Origin of the sequence: Brevibacterium sp. LE-L (assembly GCF_050214925.1) — a bacterium.
Lineage (GTDB): Bacteria > Actinomycetota > Actinomycetes > Actinomycetales > Brevibacteriaceae > Brevibacterium.
Genome location: NZ_CP189759.1, coordinates 1252939 through 1268283 on the forward strand (window position 1 = coordinate 1252939; position 15345 = coordinate 1268283).

At 67.5% G+C, this 15345-nt stretch carries 16 protein-coding genes and 1 riboswitch; of the genes, 9 read left to right on the forward strand and 7 right to left on the reverse strand.

What is annotated here, in order from left to right:
- Positions 1-56 precede the first annotated feature (56 nt).
- The 4 genes from ACQE2J_RS05610 (at position 57) to ACQE2J_RS05625 (ending at position 4444) form a co-directional block, all read left to right on the forward strand.
- A complete protein-coding gene (locus ACQE2J_RS05610) occupies positions 57-1151 on the forward strand; it encodes a LacI family DNA-binding transcriptional regulator (RefSeq protein ID WP_135540310.1) in 1095 nt (364 codons plus the stop codon).
- Between the two features lie 70 nt (positions 1152-1221).
- Positions 1222-2316 (forward strand): substrate-binding domain-containing protein, encoded by a 1095-nt coding sequence (locus ACQE2J_RS05615; protein WP_135540308.1) that lies wholly within the window; start codon positions 1222-1224, stop codon positions 2314-2316.
- A gap of 95 nt (positions 2317-2411) precedes the next feature.
- Positions 2412-3236, forward strand: coding sequence for an ATP-binding cassette domain-containing protein (locus ACQE2J_RS05620; protein ID WP_426937289.1), 825 nt, complete (start codon positions 2412-2414; stop codon positions 3234-3236).
- The gene (locus ACQE2J_RS05625; RefSeq protein WP_135540302.1) at positions 3233-4444 is read left to right on the forward strand and encodes a sugar ABC transporter permease; all 1212 of its coding nucleotides are present in this window, start codon (positions 3233-3235) and stop codon (positions 4442-4444) included. The genes ACQE2J_RS05620 and ACQE2J_RS05625 overlap by 4 nt, the downstream gene beginning before the upstream one ends.
- 35 nt (positions 4445-4479) lie before the next feature.
- On the opposite strand, the gene ACQE2J_RS05630 is transcribed toward ACQE2J_RS05625, so the two are convergent.
- A complete protein-coding gene (locus ACQE2J_RS05630; RefSeq protein ID WP_426937290.1) occupies positions 4480-4986 on the reverse strand; it encodes an SRPBCC family protein in 507 nt (168 codons plus the stop codon).
- A 112-nt stretch (positions 4987-5098) separates the two neighbouring features.
- On the opposite strand from ACQE2J_RS05630, the gene ACQE2J_RS05635 reads away from it, so the two are divergent.
- The 5 genes from ACQE2J_RS05635 to ACQE2J_RS05655 all read left to right on the forward strand — a co-directional run bounded on the left by ACQE2J_RS05635 (position 5099) and on the right by ACQE2J_RS05655 (position 9205).
- Positions 5099-5563, forward strand: coding sequence for a winged helix-turn-helix transcriptional regulator (locus ACQE2J_RS05635; RefSeq protein ID WP_426937291.1), 465 nt, complete (start codon positions 5099-5101; stop codon positions 5561-5563).
- Positions 5564-5650: 87 nt separating this feature from the next.
- Positions 5651-5783: riboswitch (TPP riboswitch) on the forward strand.
- Positions 5771-6685: a hydroxyethylthiazole kinase gene (gene thiM, locus ACQE2J_RS05640; protein ID WP_426937292.1), complete on the forward strand. Its 915-nt coding sequence runs from the start codon at positions 5771-5773 to the stop codon at positions 6683-6685. (Overlaps the previous riboswitch by 13 nt.)
- A complete protein-coding gene (gene thiE / locus ACQE2J_RS05645; protein ID WP_426937293.1) occupies positions 6682-7461 on the forward strand; it encodes a thiamine phosphate synthase in 780 nt (259 codons plus the stop codon). The genes thiM and thiE overlap by 4 nt, the downstream gene beginning before the upstream one ends.
- Positions 7458-8372, forward strand: a complete 915-nt coding sequence (thiD, locus tag ACQE2J_RS05650) for a bifunctional hydroxymethylpyrimidine kinase/phosphomethylpyrimidine kinase (RefSeq protein WP_426937294.1) — start codon at positions 7458-7460, stop codon at positions 8370-8372. The genes thiE and thiD overlap by 4 nt, the downstream gene beginning before the upstream one ends.
- An 83-nt stretch (positions 8373-8455) precedes the next feature.
- Positions 8456-9205: a TenA family protein gene (locus ACQE2J_RS05655; protein WP_135540288.1), complete on the forward strand. Its 750-nt coding sequence runs from the start codon at positions 8456-8458 to the stop codon at positions 9203-9205.
- Here the strand turns inward: ACQE2J_RS05655 and ACQE2J_RS05660 are convergent.
- The 6 genes from ACQE2J_RS05660 to nadA form a co-directional block, all read right to left on the reverse strand.
- Positions 9189-9716 (reverse strand): DUF1648 domain-containing protein, encoded by a 528-nt coding sequence (locus ACQE2J_RS05660; RefSeq protein ID WP_240689867.1) that lies wholly within the window; start codon positions 9714-9716, stop codon positions 9189-9191. The genes ACQE2J_RS05655 and ACQE2J_RS05660 overlap by 17 nt on opposite strands.
- Positions 9717-9774: 58 nt before the next feature.
- Positions 9775-9990, reverse strand: coding sequence for a hypothetical protein (locus ACQE2J_RS05665; protein WP_135540285.1), 216 nt, complete (start codon positions 9988-9990; stop codon positions 9775-9777).
- Between the two features lie 103 nt (positions 9991-10093).
- A complete protein-coding gene (locus ACQE2J_RS05670; protein ID WP_135540283.1) occupies positions 10094-11272 on the reverse strand; it encodes a cysteine desulfurase family protein in 1179 nt (392 codons plus the stop codon).
- A gap of 1 nt (position 11273) precedes the next feature.
- Positions 11274-12137 (reverse strand): carboxylating nicotinate-nucleotide diphosphorylase, encoded by an 864-nt coding sequence (nadC, locus tag ACQE2J_RS05675; RefSeq protein ID WP_426937295.1) that lies wholly within the window; start codon positions 12135-12137, stop codon positions 11274-11276.
- Positions 12131-13762, reverse strand: coding sequence for an L-aspartate oxidase (gene nadB, locus ACQE2J_RS05680; protein WP_426937296.1), 1632 nt, complete (start codon positions 13760-13762; stop codon positions 12131-12133). Before nadB ends, nadC begins: the two co-directional genes overlap by 7 nt.
- Entirely contained in the window at positions 13762-15045 is a 1284-nt protein-coding gene (nadA, locus tag ACQE2J_RS05685; protein WP_426937497.1) for a quinolinate synthase NadA, read from the reverse strand. The genes nadB and nadA overlap by 1 nt, the downstream gene beginning before the upstream one ends.
- Positions 15046-15345: the final 300 nt, after the last annotated feature.

The window sequence follows — 15345 nt, forward strand, 5'->3', positions numbered from 1 at the left end:
CTGGACTCGGCCGCGGTCCAAGTACTGAAGCAACTGGTCGACTCAAAGGTGTGGTCATGGCGAAGCGGAACGATCGGCCGACCCTGGCCACAGTCGCTGCGCGCGCCGGTGTGAGCATCAAGACCGCCTCCCGTGTCCTCAACGGGGAGAAGCATGTCGCTCAGGCGACCGCGGAGAAAGTCGAAGAGGCTGCCGCGGAACTCGGATTCCGCCTCAACCCCACGGCCCGCAGGCTGCGCGCCGGCGGGCGCTCACCCTATGTCGGTGTCGTCCTCTCCAGCGCCGACGACCCGTATCAGGCGAGGGTCTTCGCAGCGCTCGAGGCGGAACTCTCGGCCATCGATCTGCGCCCGGTGGTGACCGTGACCGGCGACGATCCCGACCGTGAGGAAACCTTCCTCGACGAGAGCCTCGCCAGCGACCTGTCCGGCCTCATCGTCGTGCGGTCCCATCCTGAAGCGACCGGAATCTACACCCGCGCCGCGTCCACCTCCGGCACACGGATCGTGTCTTTCGACCCCGGGGTCCGCGGCGAGGGGATCGGCATCGTCGCCGGTGACGAGATCGCCGCCGGATTCCGGGCCGCCCAACAGCTGCTCGACCACGGGCACATCGCCCTCGGGGTCATCGGTGATCACTCGACGAGCATCATCACCACCCGCCGGCTCGAAGGAATCCGCTCCGCATTCGCCGGCCGCCACGACGTCGGTTGGCGGGCCTACGTGCGCGAAGACGCCCATGACGAAGCGAGCGCGAAGAACGTCGTCGCCGCCTGGCTCGGCTCCCGCAGCGCCCCGAGCGCGCTCATCACCCTCTCGGGCACACTCACCCAAGGAGCCATCGACGCCTGCCGCCGACTCGACGAATGGCCGGCACTCGTCGGCATCGACGATTTCCCCACCGCCGAACTCCTCGACGTCACGGTCGTCGACCGTGATGTCGAGGCGATGGCCGCCGAGGCGGTCCGACGACTGCGGGGTGCGCACGGGAAGGACGACGGCCGCCTCGGCGACCGTGCCGGTGTACGTGGCGGCCGCCTCGGTGACGGGGGAGAAAAGGGACAAGATGTCTTTCCGGTCCAGGTCATCGCACGTGGCAGCGGTGAGGAACGACCTGAGGCGCGAGGAAGAATTCTGCCGCGAAACAGTTGACACCGGGGTCCGATCAGCGAATCATATTCATCAGCCTGACAACGTTGTCAGAATGATTGAAAGGTTCACAATGAGGCACAACCTTAAGTCCCACAGGAAGCTGGCCCTCTTCGGTGCCTCGGTCGCGATCGGCGCCCTCGCGCTCAGCGGCTGCGGCAATCAGAAGGGCCAGGGCAACGACGAAGCCGACAGCGGTTCCGGAGGCGACGGGGACGTCACCATCGCGCTCCTGCTGCCGGAGTCGAAGACCACTCGGTATGAGTCGCTTGACAAACCGAACTTCGAGAAGTACGTCGTCGAAGCCAACCCTGATGCCAAGGTCGAATACCGCAACGCCAACCAGGATGCGACTCAGCAGCAACAGCAGGTCGAAGCCGCGGTGACCGAAGGCGTCGACGCCATCGTCCTCGACCCCGTCGACGCCTCGGCTGTGGCCTCGGCGCTGTCGAAGGCTGAAGCGAAGAAGATTCCGGTCATCGCCTATGACCGCTTCTTCGACGGAGCCGACTACTACACCTCCTTCGACAACAAGAAGATCGGCAACCTGCAGGGACAGGCCGTCCTCGACGGACTCAAGGATGCCGGCGTCGATCCGAAGTCGGGACCGGTGTGGATGGTCAACGGCGACCCGAAGGACCCGAACGCCGCGGACTTCAAGGCCGGTGCCGAAGAGACCCTCAAGGGCGCGGGCGTCGACATCGCGGCCAGCCACGACACCCTCGACTGGAACCCCGACGACGCTCGCCAGTGGGTCGAGGGCCAGCTGCAGGGCAAGGGTGAGGAACCGATCGCGATCTACTCGGCCAACGACGGCACCGCCGGCGGCGTCATCGCCGCGACGAAGAAGGCAAAGGTCGATCCGGTGATCACCGGCCAGGATGCCGAGGTCGACGGACTGCAGAACATCCTCAAGGGTGACCAGTACGCCACGATCTACAAGTCGATCCCACCGCAGGCCGAATTCGCCGCTGAAGCCGCGATCGCTCTGGCCGGCGGTGAGGATGTCGATGCGGGCACGACGTACAAGGACACCCCGACGGACTTCGTCGAGGCGAAGGTTGTCACCAAGGACAACATCAAGGACATCGTCGGTGATCAGATCAAGGCCTCCGACATCTGCTCCGGAAACGTCGAGAAGCTCTGCGACGAAGCAGGCGTGAAATAACCCGTGCGCAAAGCCGCGCGCAAGGCCCGACCTCGTGCCGGCGACCACCTCGGTCGCCGGCCGGCGAGGTCATCGACAGCGACAAGTAGGAACAGATGACATCTGAGACACCCGAACCGGCTCCCGCAGAAGCGTGGGCGCCGGGAAGCGGAACGGACACCGTGCTCGAACTGCGCGGAATCAACAAGCGGTTCGGCGCCGTCCAGGCTCTGACCGATATCCATCTCACCGTCGGCCGCGGCGAAGTCGTCGGACTCGTCGGCGACAACGGTGCCGGCAAATCGACCTTGATCAAGGTCATTGCCGGAGTCCACGGTGCTGATGAGGGCGAACTCCTCATCAATGGGGCGGCGCAGAAGTTCTCCTCGCCGAAGGATGCGCAGAAGGCCGGAGTGGCCACCGTGTTCCAGGACCTCTCCCTGTGCGAGAACCTCGACGTCGTGGCCAACCTCTTCCTGGGGCACGAGAAGACCCGCGGCGGAGTCCTCGACGAGGTGTCCATGGAAGCGAAGTCCTGGGAGCTGCTGCGCAGCCTGTCGGCGAAGATCCCGAGCGTGCGCGTACCGATCGCCGCCCTCTCCGGCGGTCAGCGGCAGACGGTCGCGATCGCCCGGTCCCTCCTCGGTGAACCTTCGCTGGTCATGCTCGATGAGCCGACTGCGGCGCTCGGTGTGGCGCAGACCGCCGAGGTGCTCAACCTCATCGAACGGCTCAAGGAACGCGACCTCGGGGTGCTGCTCGTCAGCCACAACATGGCCGATGTGCAGGCGGTGTGCGACCGGGTGCACGTGCTGCGTCTGGGCAAAGACGCCGGCGACTTCCCGGGAGACGAACGCACCGATGTGCTCGTGGCAGCGATCACCGGAGCCAGCGACAACGTTGTGACCAAACGCGCAGCACGAAGGGGTGAGCGTCGATGACCCGCAATTCCTTCATCACCGATGAGCGGATCTCGTCCGAAGGCATCGTCAGCACATTCATCCGCCGCGTCAAAGAGGGCCAGCTCGGGTCATTCCCGGTCATCCTCGCCCTCGTCGTCATCGTCATCGTCTTCCAGACCGCCGACAGCAATTTCATCTCCCCGGCCAACCTCGTCAACCTCTCGACGCAGGTCGCATTCCTCGCGATCCTGGCACTGGGCATCAACCTCATCCTGCTGCTCGGCGAGATCGACCTCTCGCTTGCGCAGCTCGGCGGCCTGGCCGCCTCCCTGCTCGGAGTGCTCGTGGTCAGGCAGGGTGTGCCGCCGGCGATCGCGCTGATCATCATGCTGCTGCTCGGCCTCGTCGTCGGTGCGATCCAGGGCTGGTTCTTCGCCGTCGTCGGCATCCCGGCCTTCGTCGTGACCTTGGCCGGTCTGCTCGCCTTCACCGGTCTGACGCTGACGACCCTGGGCACGCAGAAGAACCTGTCGATGTCGGACACCTTCGCCTTCGATTTCGCCAGCTACTACTTCCCGGCGGTCTGGGCCTATGTGTTCGGGGCGATCGCGATCATCGGCTTCGGAGCAGGCATCATCTACTCGAAGCTGCGCCGTCACCGCGAGGGACTCAACGCTCCGAGCTGGACCTCGGTGATCGTGCGCATCGTGCTGCTGACCGCGATCGTGTTCGGGTTCCTCGTCCTCGTCAACCAGGACTTCGGCCTGGCGATGCCGTTCTTCCTCATGATGGTCATCGCCATCGGCATCGATCTCGTGCTGCGCAAGACCCGTTACGGCCGTTCGATCTACGCCGTCGGCGGCAAGGTCGAGGCGGCCCGACGTGCCGGCATCCGAGTGACCTGGGTGCGCATCAGCGTATTCATGGCCGCCGGCGTGCTCGCGGCGCTCTTCGGCTTCGTCAAAACCGGTGTGACGACGAACGCCGGATCGACGCTGGTGAGCACGCAGGACCTGCTCAACGCGATCGCCGCAGCCGTCATCGGCGGCACCTCGCTCTTCGGCGGCCGCGGAACCGCGTGGGCGGCCGTGCTCGGTGCGCTGGTCGTCGGCGCCATCAACAACGGCCTCTACCTCATCGGCTTCAACTCCGATGCGCAGCAGATCATCACCGCGCTCGTCCTGCTCACCGCCGTCGTCATCGACGCACTCAGCCGCCGCGGCCAGAGGTACGTCGGCCGCGGTTAGCCGAGAGCCGTCCGTCCTCGGGTATGGTCCGGCGGTCAGGCGCCGGAGAGCAGACTCGCTTCGACTGCCGGAGTGATCGGGTCTCCCGCGCCCGTGGTGATGAGCCGGTGAAGGCTGTCGTGGGCATTGCGCGTCCACCCCTGTGCGCAGCCCTCATAGCAGGCCAGCATCGGGATCAGCCCCACATGGGTGAAGGTCAGCCGGGCACCGGAGCCGGCCGGCTCGATGTCGAAGCGCACGGTCGTCCCGGCCCATTCATCGACGCCCTCACCCGCTCCGAAACGATTGTCGAGGATCCTCCAGACGACGCGTTCGCCGGGGACGAGCTCGGTGACCTGCACGCGAGTGGTGTGGATCTGCGGCACCGTATAGACGAATTCGCCGAGGCGGTCGGTCGCGCCGTCGATGCGCTGCGACCACCAGCCGCGCACATTCGTCACGGCGGCGTAGACCTCCTGCGGTGACTGCGGCACCTCATAGGTGAAGGTGAAATCCGACGATGACATTGCGTCGGGCGTAGATGTGGGATGTGCTGTGGTCATGGCGAGGCTCCTTTGCCGTTGTCTGCCGATCCCAACTTGCATCAAACAAGTTGATGAAGTGATGATCCCACGCCTGCTTTCATCATGCAAGTATCAAGGTAGAATCATTCTCATGCTGGGCAGAACGTATGACAACGAAGTGTGCTCCATTGCGCGCTCGCTCGAGATCGTCGGCGAACGGTGGAGCCTGCTGATCATCAGGAATGCGCTGTTCGCGGGAGTCACCCGCTTCGGCGACTTCCAGAAACGGCTCGGAGTGGCGACCAATGTGCTCACGACCAGGCTCGATGGCTTCGTCGAGGCGGGGATCATGTCCCGGAACTCGGGGTCCGGCGGGGTCGAATACCATCTCACCGACAAGGGACGTGATCTGCGCGGAGTGCTCATCGCGTTCACCGACTGGGGCGATCGTTGGCAAGCCCCTGCCGGGCGGCCGATCATCTACCGGCACGATGACTGCTCGGGTGAGGTGCATAGTTCGATCCGCTGCGATGTCTGTGGTGGGAAACCTGACGCCGTCACCGCCTCGAAGGGTCCGGGCATGCCTGAGGAGAAGTGGTCGCACCGAACTGACTGACACAGGCACCCGATACGAATGGGCGTGGGCAGGTGCCGGGGCGGGGCTGAGGGGTCGCTCGTGTCCGACGGGGCTGATAGAGTCGAAGCCAATGACATGGGGTGCCTCATGACGTTCCGCTCGGGCCGAGAAGTCCAGGCGGAGTTCGGCGAGGCTGAGAGAACACCCATCGAACCTGATCTGGGCCATACTAGCGAAGGGATCGTCATGGTTGACTTCGACCTGCGTTCTGCCAATGCGCGACTGCGTGCAAGCAATCCACTCATCCAATGCATCACGAACACCGTCGTGCAGCAATTCAGCGCCAACGTGCTCCTGGCCATCGGTGCCTCCCCGGCGATGCTCGACCACGAAGCCGACGCCGGGCAGTTCGCCGGCATCGCCAGCGGCGTCCTCATCAACTTCGGCACCGCCTCGAACCACCAGCTGCTCGCCGCCGATGCCGCCATCGACGTCGCCAACGCGGCCAGCAAGCCCTGGGTCCTCGATCCGGTGAGCGTCGGGGCCGTCGACTTCCGCACCTCCCGCATCCGTCGTGCCGCCGCCGACCACCCGACCGCCATCCGCGGCAATGCCTCCGAGATCGCCGCGCTGGCCGGAGTCGGCCTCGGCGGACGCGGAGTCGACTCCACCGATGACGTCGATGCGGTCCTTCCCGCCGCCGCGAAGCTGGCCCGAGAAACCGGGGCGATCGTCGCAGTCTCCGGACCCACGGACGCGATCGTCGCCCACATCGACGGCGCCGACCATGTCGCCCGCATCGCCGGCGGCCACGAATACATGCCGCTGGTCATCGGCACCGGCTGCTCGCTCGGAGCCGTCACCGCCGCCTACCTCGCCGCCGCTCGCGGTGGACTCGCCGATCCCGACGCCGACGCCTCGGCGGTGAACGCATCGGAACACACCACGAGCGGTGAGGCCGCCTCGGCGAGGTTCGAAGCCGTCGTCGCCGCCCACGCCCACTTCGCGGTCGCCGGCGAAGACGCCGCCGAGGGAGCCAAAGGACCGGGCAGCTACTCGGTGAACTTCCTCGACGCACTCCACGCCGTCGACGACGACCGGCTCGCACAGGCCAGGGTCAGCCTCGACACACTCGCCGCGGACGAAGGCGCGCGGGCATGACCGCCGGATCCGCGCACATCACCGACGATCTGCGCAACGCTGCTGACACCGACCGCTTCGTCGGCATCGACACCCGCCTCTACCTCGTCACCGACTCCGCCCAATGTGAGGCGGCCGGTCGCACCGTTGCCCAGACGGTCCAGGCCGCGGTCGCCGGGGGAGTCGGCATCATCCAGGTCCGCGACAAAGACATCGATGACGGCGAGTTCTATTCGCTCGCCCGTCAGGTCATCGCCGCCGTCGACACCGCCACCCGCGGCACCGACCGCATCGTGCCCGTCGTCCTCAACGACCGCGTTGAGGTGGCCCGCCGCCTCATCGACGAGGGCGAGACCATCCACATCCACGTCGGCCAGACCGACACCACCGTCACCGAGGTGCGCGCCGTCGTGGGTGAGGCACCGCTCATCGGTCTCTCGGCCGCCACCAGCGCCGAATTCGCCGCCGCCCGGGACACCGGCGTCGTCGACCTCGTCGGCATCGGTCCGGTCTATGACACCACGACGAAGGCCGACGCACCCGACGGCATCGGACCCGACCGCCTCGGCAAACTGGTCGCAGAGGCAGGCATCCCCGCCGTGGCGATCGGCGGAATCACCGCCGACCGAGCTCCTGACCTGAGCGGACGCGGGCTGATCGGGATCTGCGTGGTCTCGGCGATCTGCCTGGCCGATGATCCGAAGGCCGCCGCCGAAGACCTGCTGTCGGCGTTCGCGGGACGCGATCACGACGGCCGCGCGGACAGCGCAGGCAGCACCGCCGGCGGCCAGGCATGAGCACGCGCCCGCCGATCACGCTGACCATCGCCGGCACCGACCCCAGCGGGGGAGCCGGAATCCACGCCGACCTCAAGACCTTCACCACGCGCAAGACCCTGGGCACGAGCGTCATCACCGCCCTCCTCGCCCAGAACACGCACGGGGTGTCTCGGGTCTACCCGATCGACGATGACTTCGTCGCCGACCAGTTCGACTCCGTGCTCGAAGACATGCCCGTCGACGCCGCGAAGTCCGGGATGCTCGGCGGCCGATCCCTCGTCGACCTCGTCGTCGCCCGCGCCGCCGAAGGCCTGCTCGGCTTCTACACCGTCGACCCGGTGATGATCGCGACCTCGGGCCATCGCCTCCTCGAGTCCGACGCCGTCGACGCGGTCCGCACCCACCTGCTGCCCGTGGCCGACCTCATCACTCCCAACCTCCCCGAGGCGGCCCTGCTCCTGTCCGAGGACGAACCCGAAGCGCAGACCCCCGACCAGATGCGTGACCAGGCGCTTCGCCTGCTCGAACGTGGGCCCGGCGCCGTCCTCCTCAAGGGCGGGCACGGCAGCGACGGAGACGTCACCGACATCCTCGCCACCCGGGACGGTTCGGTCCGCGAGTTCACCCACCCCCGCGTGGCTACCGCGAACACGCACGGAACCGGGTGCACCCTCTCGGCCGCAATCACCGCCGAGGTGGCCGTCCTCGGCCGTGAACGCGCAGCATCGGCGAACGGGGGCGCGGGAGCGGCCGTGACCGGCACCCCCGAGATCGGGTCCGAGCTCCTCGGCGATGCTGTCAGCAATGCCCTGGATTTCCTCGCCCGGGCTCTCAGCTCGGCCGCGGGCTGGCAGGTCAGCCTCGACTCGGATGGGGCACACGGACCCGTCGACCATCAGGTCGACATCGTCCGCGGGCAGCCTTCCTGACCGACCGCTCACCGCACGGTCGGGCACCCCATCTGACCAACACGAATCACAACCGCACGTCACACGAGTACATAGGAGTTCCCATGACCGTCGATTTCTCTGCCGGACCCCAGACCGCTCAGCTCTGGGACCGTGTCCGCCCCATCATCGAACAGATCGAAGACCTGCCGTTCCTCGCCCAGCTCGCCGACGGCAGCCTCGACGTCACGGCGTTCACGAACTACATCATCCAGGACGGCATCTACCTCAACGGCTACGCGAAGGCGATGTCCTTCCTCGCCGCAAAGACCGTCGACCGCGACGAGTCACGCTTCTGGGCCGGCTCGGCAGCCGAGGCGATCACGGTCGAGGAAGGCATGCACGAAGAGCTGCTCGCCGATTCGCGACTGGCGGCCGCACATGCTGAACTCACCGGCGGCAGCGCGGGCGCCAAGGCCTCACCGACGGCGCTCGGCTACGTCTCGTTCCTCATCGCCACGGCCGCCAGCCGCTCCTACGGCGAAGGCGTCGCCGGAGTGCTGCCGTGCTTCTGGGTATACGCCCACATGGGCAAGGTGCTCGTCGAGCAGGCCGGTCAGATGGCCGATGACCACCCGTACCGGACCTGGGTGCAGACCTATGACTCACCGGAGTTCGACGAATCGACCCGTCATGCCGTGGTCATCCTCGAACAGGAACTCGCGAAGGCCCCGGACGAGGAGGCGGCACGGATGCGGGCGGCGTTCGAACAGGCATGTGTCTACGAACTGCACTTCTGGGCCTCGGCACACGCGATGCAGAACTGGGACGCCTCCGTCTTCCTGCCGCAGGGCGGGCTCACCTCGGCGGGCTGAGCCGGCGGACGAGGTTGATGAGAGCCGCGGCGGTGATGATGAGGAAGACGCCTGTGGGAATGAACGTCATCCCCGTCGGCATCGTCGCCCCGCGCCCTTCGCGCATGATCATCACAAGCACCGACGTCAGCAGCAGTGCCAGGGCGCCGCCGGTGATGCGCATGAACTGCATGAGGCAGTCATAGAGGTAGGTGTGCTCGCCGCTGTTCAACCAGTAGTCCTTGAACGGGATGTTGATGATGGAACTCGGAAGCTTCTCCCAGATCCAGCGGCTCGAAAAGAGCAGGGGAAGACCGACGCCGATCGGCACGAGCCAGCCCAGCGTGCCCGCCTTCGACGACCAGTCGTCGGGCTGTCCCGAGGAATCGAAGTGGCTCGCGACGGTGTCCGGAGCCTGAACCCAGAACCAGACGGCGAAACCGATGAACACGAGGACCGAGACGACCGCGAACACGAGCGCAGCGAACTCGCCCATCGGGGACCGGCGCGGATTCGGAGAGGAGGACGTCACCCTGTCACTCTAACAACAGGGACAGTCCTGTCGATCAGCGGCAGGCGCGAGCGACAACTCAGGCGCGAGCCGAACCCGAAGGATCCTCAGGGTAATGGGTGATCGGTCCGAACGACCCGAGCGCATGCCATCCGCGGCGCAGCGTGGTCCACAGGAGCACGTGGTCGACCTCCATGAGAGGGACGCGATCATGTCTCGGGCAGGCGTATCGCCCGATGAAGAACACGATCGTCGAGAACATCACGGCAATCATGAATAGAATCAGCAGATCCATGGTGGCCCCCTCACACCCGGTACGAATGCGTGATCCTATTTTCTCCCCGACGAGCAGATAATGATAGGGGCGTCTCGCCTGGTGAGTGTGAGAGTGGACACAATCACGTGTAGCTGACGGCGAGGCTCTCGGCGGCTTCTGCGACAGCCAGGGCAGCGGCCCGACCCTGGTCCGCTGTGATGGTCGATGGGAAGGTGAAGCGGACGCTGGTCTGCGCGACGTCGGCCTCGATGCCCAGCGCAGTGAGCACATGCGAGGCCTCATCGGACCCGACCGCGCAGGCCGATCCGCTCGATGCCGTGACACCGAGGCGCTCGAGTTCGAGGAGGACGGCCTCCCCGGAGGTGTTCGAGAAGCAGAACGACGCGTGGTTCGGTGTCCGTGCGTCCGGACTGCCGGTGAGGAAGGCGCCCGGAACCGCTGCCAGGATCGCGGCGATGAACTCATCGCGGATGGCTCGGACACGGGCGGCGGCTTCGGTCCGCTCCGCCTCGGCGAGTTCGAAGGCGGTGGCGAAGGCGACGGCAAGGGCCACGTTCTCCGTGCCCGAACGGCGTCCCGCCTCCTGCCCGCCGCCGTGGATGAGCGGTTCGACGGGAACGCGGGCGCGGATCGCGGCCACTCCGATGCCCTTCGGCGCCCCGACCTTGTGCCCGGCCAGCGTGAGCGCATCGACGCCGAGTCCGGACAGCGGCAGCCACCCGGCGGCCTGCACCGCATCCGTGTGGAAACGGGCACCCGCCTCGTGCGCGGCCGCGGCGAGAGCCGGGATGTCAGCGACCGTTCCGATCTCGTTGTTCGCGTAGCCGAGGCTCACCAGCGTGGTGTCCGGGCGGATGGACTCGGCCAGGGCCTCGGGCGTCACGGTCCCATCGGGGTGCAGGTCCACCTCGGTGATGGTGAAGCCGTGGACGCGAGAGAGGAACTCCGCCGAGGCGAGCACCGCCTCGTGCTCGATCGCCGAGGTGACGATATGTCGCCGAGGCGGCCGTGGGGTCCCGTCCGACTGGCCCTGCGTCTGTGCGCCGAGGGCGATGCCGAGGATCGCGAGATTGTCCGCTTCCGTGCCGCCGCTGGTGAAGGTGATGTCGGTGGCCCGCATCCCCAGGACCGCGGCGACGCGGGACCGGGCATCGGCGAGGGCCTCGGCGGGCCCGCGCCCGAATTCGTGGTGGCTCGACGGGTTGCCGAAGGCACCGGCCAGGTACGGCCAGGCTGCCTCGAGGGCCTCCCGCCGCACGGGAGCCGCGGCCGCGGTGTCGAGGTAGAGGCGTCGGCTCATCTCAGTTCCCCGCAGGATTCGTCAGCACGAGGTCGAGACCGAGATCGATCGAGCGGACACTGTGCGTCAGCGCCCCGGATGAGATGACGTCGACCCCGGTGGCGGCGATCTCAGGGATCGTGTCGAGAGTGACGTTGCCGCTGGCCTCGACGACGGCGCGGCCGCTGATGAGTTCGACTCCCTCGCGCAGCTGGGCCGGGGTGAAGTTGTCGAGCATGATGATGTCCGCCTCACCTTCGAGCACCGCGGGCACCTGGTCGAGGCGGTCGACCTCGACCTCGATCCTCGTCGTGTGCGGCAGGCGGGTGCGGGCCTGTCGAATCGCCTCGGCGACGCTGAGTCCCTCGCCGGTGAGGACGGCGAGATGATTGTCCTTGGCCATGACCGCATCGGAGAGCCCGAACCGGTGGTTGTGCCCGCCGCCGCAGACCACCGCATGCTTCTCGAAAGCCCGCAGGCCTGGAGTGGTCTTGCGGGTGTCGACGATCCGCGCCCGACCATCGGCGGCATCGACGAAGCGCCTGGTGACAGACGCGATTCCGCTCATCCGTTGGCAGAAGTTCAGGGCGATCCGCTCGGCCTGCAGCACCGCTCTGGCGGGGCCGGAGACCGTGGCGAGCACCTCACCGGCCGTGAAGGCGTCACCATCGGCGGCGTGCAGGTCGATCGCGACGGACGGATCGACGAGGGTGAAGGCGCGGGCGAAGACGTCGATGCCGGCGAGCACCCCGTCCTCGCGTGCCCGCAGATCGGCCCGCGCCGCGGCGCCGGCCGGGATGAAGGCCTCCCCGGTGATGTCGCCCCAGGGGGCGTCCTCATTCAGGGCGAGGCGGAGCGCGGAATCGATGGTCGCGGCGGTCAGCATGCGGCGGCCTCCTCAAGCAGGCGGGGCGGGGTCGGGTCTGTGGCGGCACCGGTGGGCCGGGTGCCTTCGGGTGGCGGGCTCGAGAGCGGGGCATCGGTGCGAGTATGCGCCCCGAGGCTGCGGTCACGGGCCAGCGCATGATGAGCCATGTGCTCGGCGATGAGAGTGAGATTCGCGGTTTCGATGCGCTCGACGATCGTGGTGTGCCGGCGCGGATCGGCGGTGATCTCCGCTCCGGGGGCGACCACTTCGTGCTCGCGGTCCACCGTGCCGGCCCGGTCCGGAGAGACCTCGCCGAGGCGGCCGAGCAGGGTGCGCAGACCGGCCGCGGTGCGCTCCACTCCCAGATGATCCCAGGTCAGAGCCTGCAACTCGGGGCGGGTGAGGCCGGCGAGGCGGGGGAGGCCGGGCCGGTGTTCTGCGGACCCGACGGCGTTCGGGCGATCCGTGTCGATCGCATCGGCCGTGCGAGCGCCGAAGACCGCACCTTCGAGCAGCGAGTTCGAGGCCAGGCGGTTCGCGCCGTGGACCCCGGTGCAGGCGACCTCGCCCACGGCGAAGAGGCCCGCGATGGTCGTTCGTCCCTCGAGATCGGCGCTCACCCCGCCCATGAAGTAGTGAGCGGCCGGGGTGACCGGAATGAGGTCTCGGGACAGATCGAGACCATGAGCGGCGAGGCCGGCGGTGATGCTCGGGAACCGGGCGGCCGCCTCGGAGACGGCCCGGGCATCGAGGACGCAGGGCCGACCGTGCTGAGCGGCCGACCGTCGGTGCAGGGCGAGGGCGACGACATCACGGGAGGCGAGCTCGGCCCGCTTGTCGATCTCCGGCATGAACCGGCGGGCCTGCTCGTCGAGGAGGAGGGCACCGGCGCCGCGGACGGCTTCGGAGATGAGGAACCCGGGACCGGCCAGAGCGGTGGGATGGAACTGGAAGAACTCGAGGTCACGGGCCTCGGCGCCGGCACGGAGGGCTGCGGCCAGGCCGTCACCGGTCGCCGCATCCGGGTTCGTCGTGTGGGCGAAGAGCTGCCCGGCACCGCCGGTGGCGAGTACGACGGCATCGGCGCTCAGTCGTTCGAGACGTCCGTCCCGAAGCACGGTGATTCCGGAGGCGCGGATGGGGCAGCCCTCGCGCTCGCCGGTCGTGGAGATGTCGACGAGCATGGTGTCTTCGAGCAGGCGGAGCCGCCCGGCGGCCGCCTCGGCGCGGGTGGCGGCCGTGAGCGCGGAGGCGATCTCACGGCCGGTGGCGTCCCCGCCGGCGTGGAAGATGCGGGCGAAGGAATGGGCGCCTTCCATGCCGCGCGCCCAGGCTCCGGTCTCGTCCCGGTCGAACTCGACACCGGCGGCCGCGAGAGTGAACAGCGCATCGGCACCGGAGGAGCACAGCACCTCGACGGCCTCGTCGATGCAGTGCCCGGCACCGGCGGTGAGCGTATCGGCCACATGGGAGGCGACGGTGTCATCGGGGCCGACGACCCCGGCGATCCCGCCCTGCGCCCACGCGGTGTTCGACTCACCGAGGCTGCCCTTCGTGACCACGGTGACCTCGTGGCGGCCGGCCAGACGCAGGGCGCAGGTGAGACCGGCGATCCCGGAGCCGGCGATGATGACGCGGCTCATCAGATCCGCGGCTTCGCGGCGAGCATCCGCTCCAGGGACACACGGGCGGGATCGGCCACCTCGGCGTCGACGGAGATCTGGTTGACGACCCGTCCGGCGATGAGCGATTCGAGCACCCAGGCGATGTAGCCGGGGTGGATGCGATACATCGTCGAGCACGGGCAGATGACGGGATCGAGGCAGAAGATCGTATGCTGCGGGTGCTCGGCGGCCAGCCGCTGGACGAGGTTGATCTCGGTGCCGATGGCGAATGTCGTCGGTTCGGTCGCCTCGGCGATGGCCTTCGTGATGTACGCGGTCGACCCGGACTCATCGGCGGCGGCCACGGTCTCGCGCGGGCATTCGGGGTGGACGATGACGCGGACATCCGGGTGCTCGTTCCGAGCCTTGTCGATCTGGGCGGGAGTGAAGCGCTTGTGCACGGAGCAGAAGCCCTGCCAGAGGATGACGCGGGCGTCGGTGAGCGTCTGCTCGTCATTGTTGCCCAGCGGACGGGCCGGATTCCACAGCGGCATCTCATCAAGACCGATGCCCATGTTCACGGCGGTGTTGCGGCCGAGGTGCTGGTCGGGGAAGAACAGGACGCGCTGCCCGCGTTCGAACGCCCACTCGAGCACCACCTCGGCGTTCGACGAGGTGCACACGATGCCGCCGTTGCAGCCGCAGAAACCTTTGATCGCGGCCGAGGAATTCATGTAGGTGACGGGGACGACCGGGACGCGGCCGTGCTCATCGGGTTCGGTGCCGAAGACCTCGGCGAGCTGTTCCCAGCAGTCCTCGACCTGATCGATCGAGGCCATGTCCGCCATCGAGCAGCCGGCGGCGAGGTTGGGCAGGATGACCGACTGGTTCGGCTGCGAGAGCAGGTCGGCGGTCTCGGCCATGAAGTGGACGCCGCAGAAGACGATCGCCTCGGCCTCCGGATGGTTCTGCGCGGCCCGGGCGAGCATGAACGAGTCGCCGATGTAGTCGGCGTGCTCGACGACCTCGACCCGCTGATAGTGGTGGCCGAGCAGAACGACGCGATCGCCGAGGCTCTCCTTGGCCCTGCGGATGCGGTCATCGAGCTCTTCGGCGGAGGCCTGCTTGTATTCCTCGGGGATCTCACCCTGACGTGGGGCGGCGGCCGGGATCGTGTCGGCCAGCGAGGCGCCGGGACCGTAGCCGGGGCGTTCGTCGACGTCCCACGGGGCATCGAGCAGCTCCGTCGAACACATGTCGTCGTTGGCCCCCGTGGCGGAGATGTCCTTGAGGGTGAGTTCGATCGAGGCTGTCGTAGTCATCATCGTCCTTCGCTGTGGTGGGCTGCGGGTGCGCGAGGAGCGCGAGACACCGCCCGACATGTTTTGCGCACTTGTGCGTTTAATTGTTTGCGCAGATTTGAGCTTAATCCCGTCGCTGGTCAATGCACAACTCCGTGCCGGTCGTGTCGCGGGCGGCGGAGCGGGCCGAGTTCTGCGTGGAGGTGCTGTTGCCGGGGGCTTGTGATAGCCGTGGGGCAGGGGATGGCCTAGGCTGTGGTCGGGCTCGCAATCCGAGCCGATGTGCACTGCGGTGGTCGCCCCGTGAGAGTGACCGAGGCT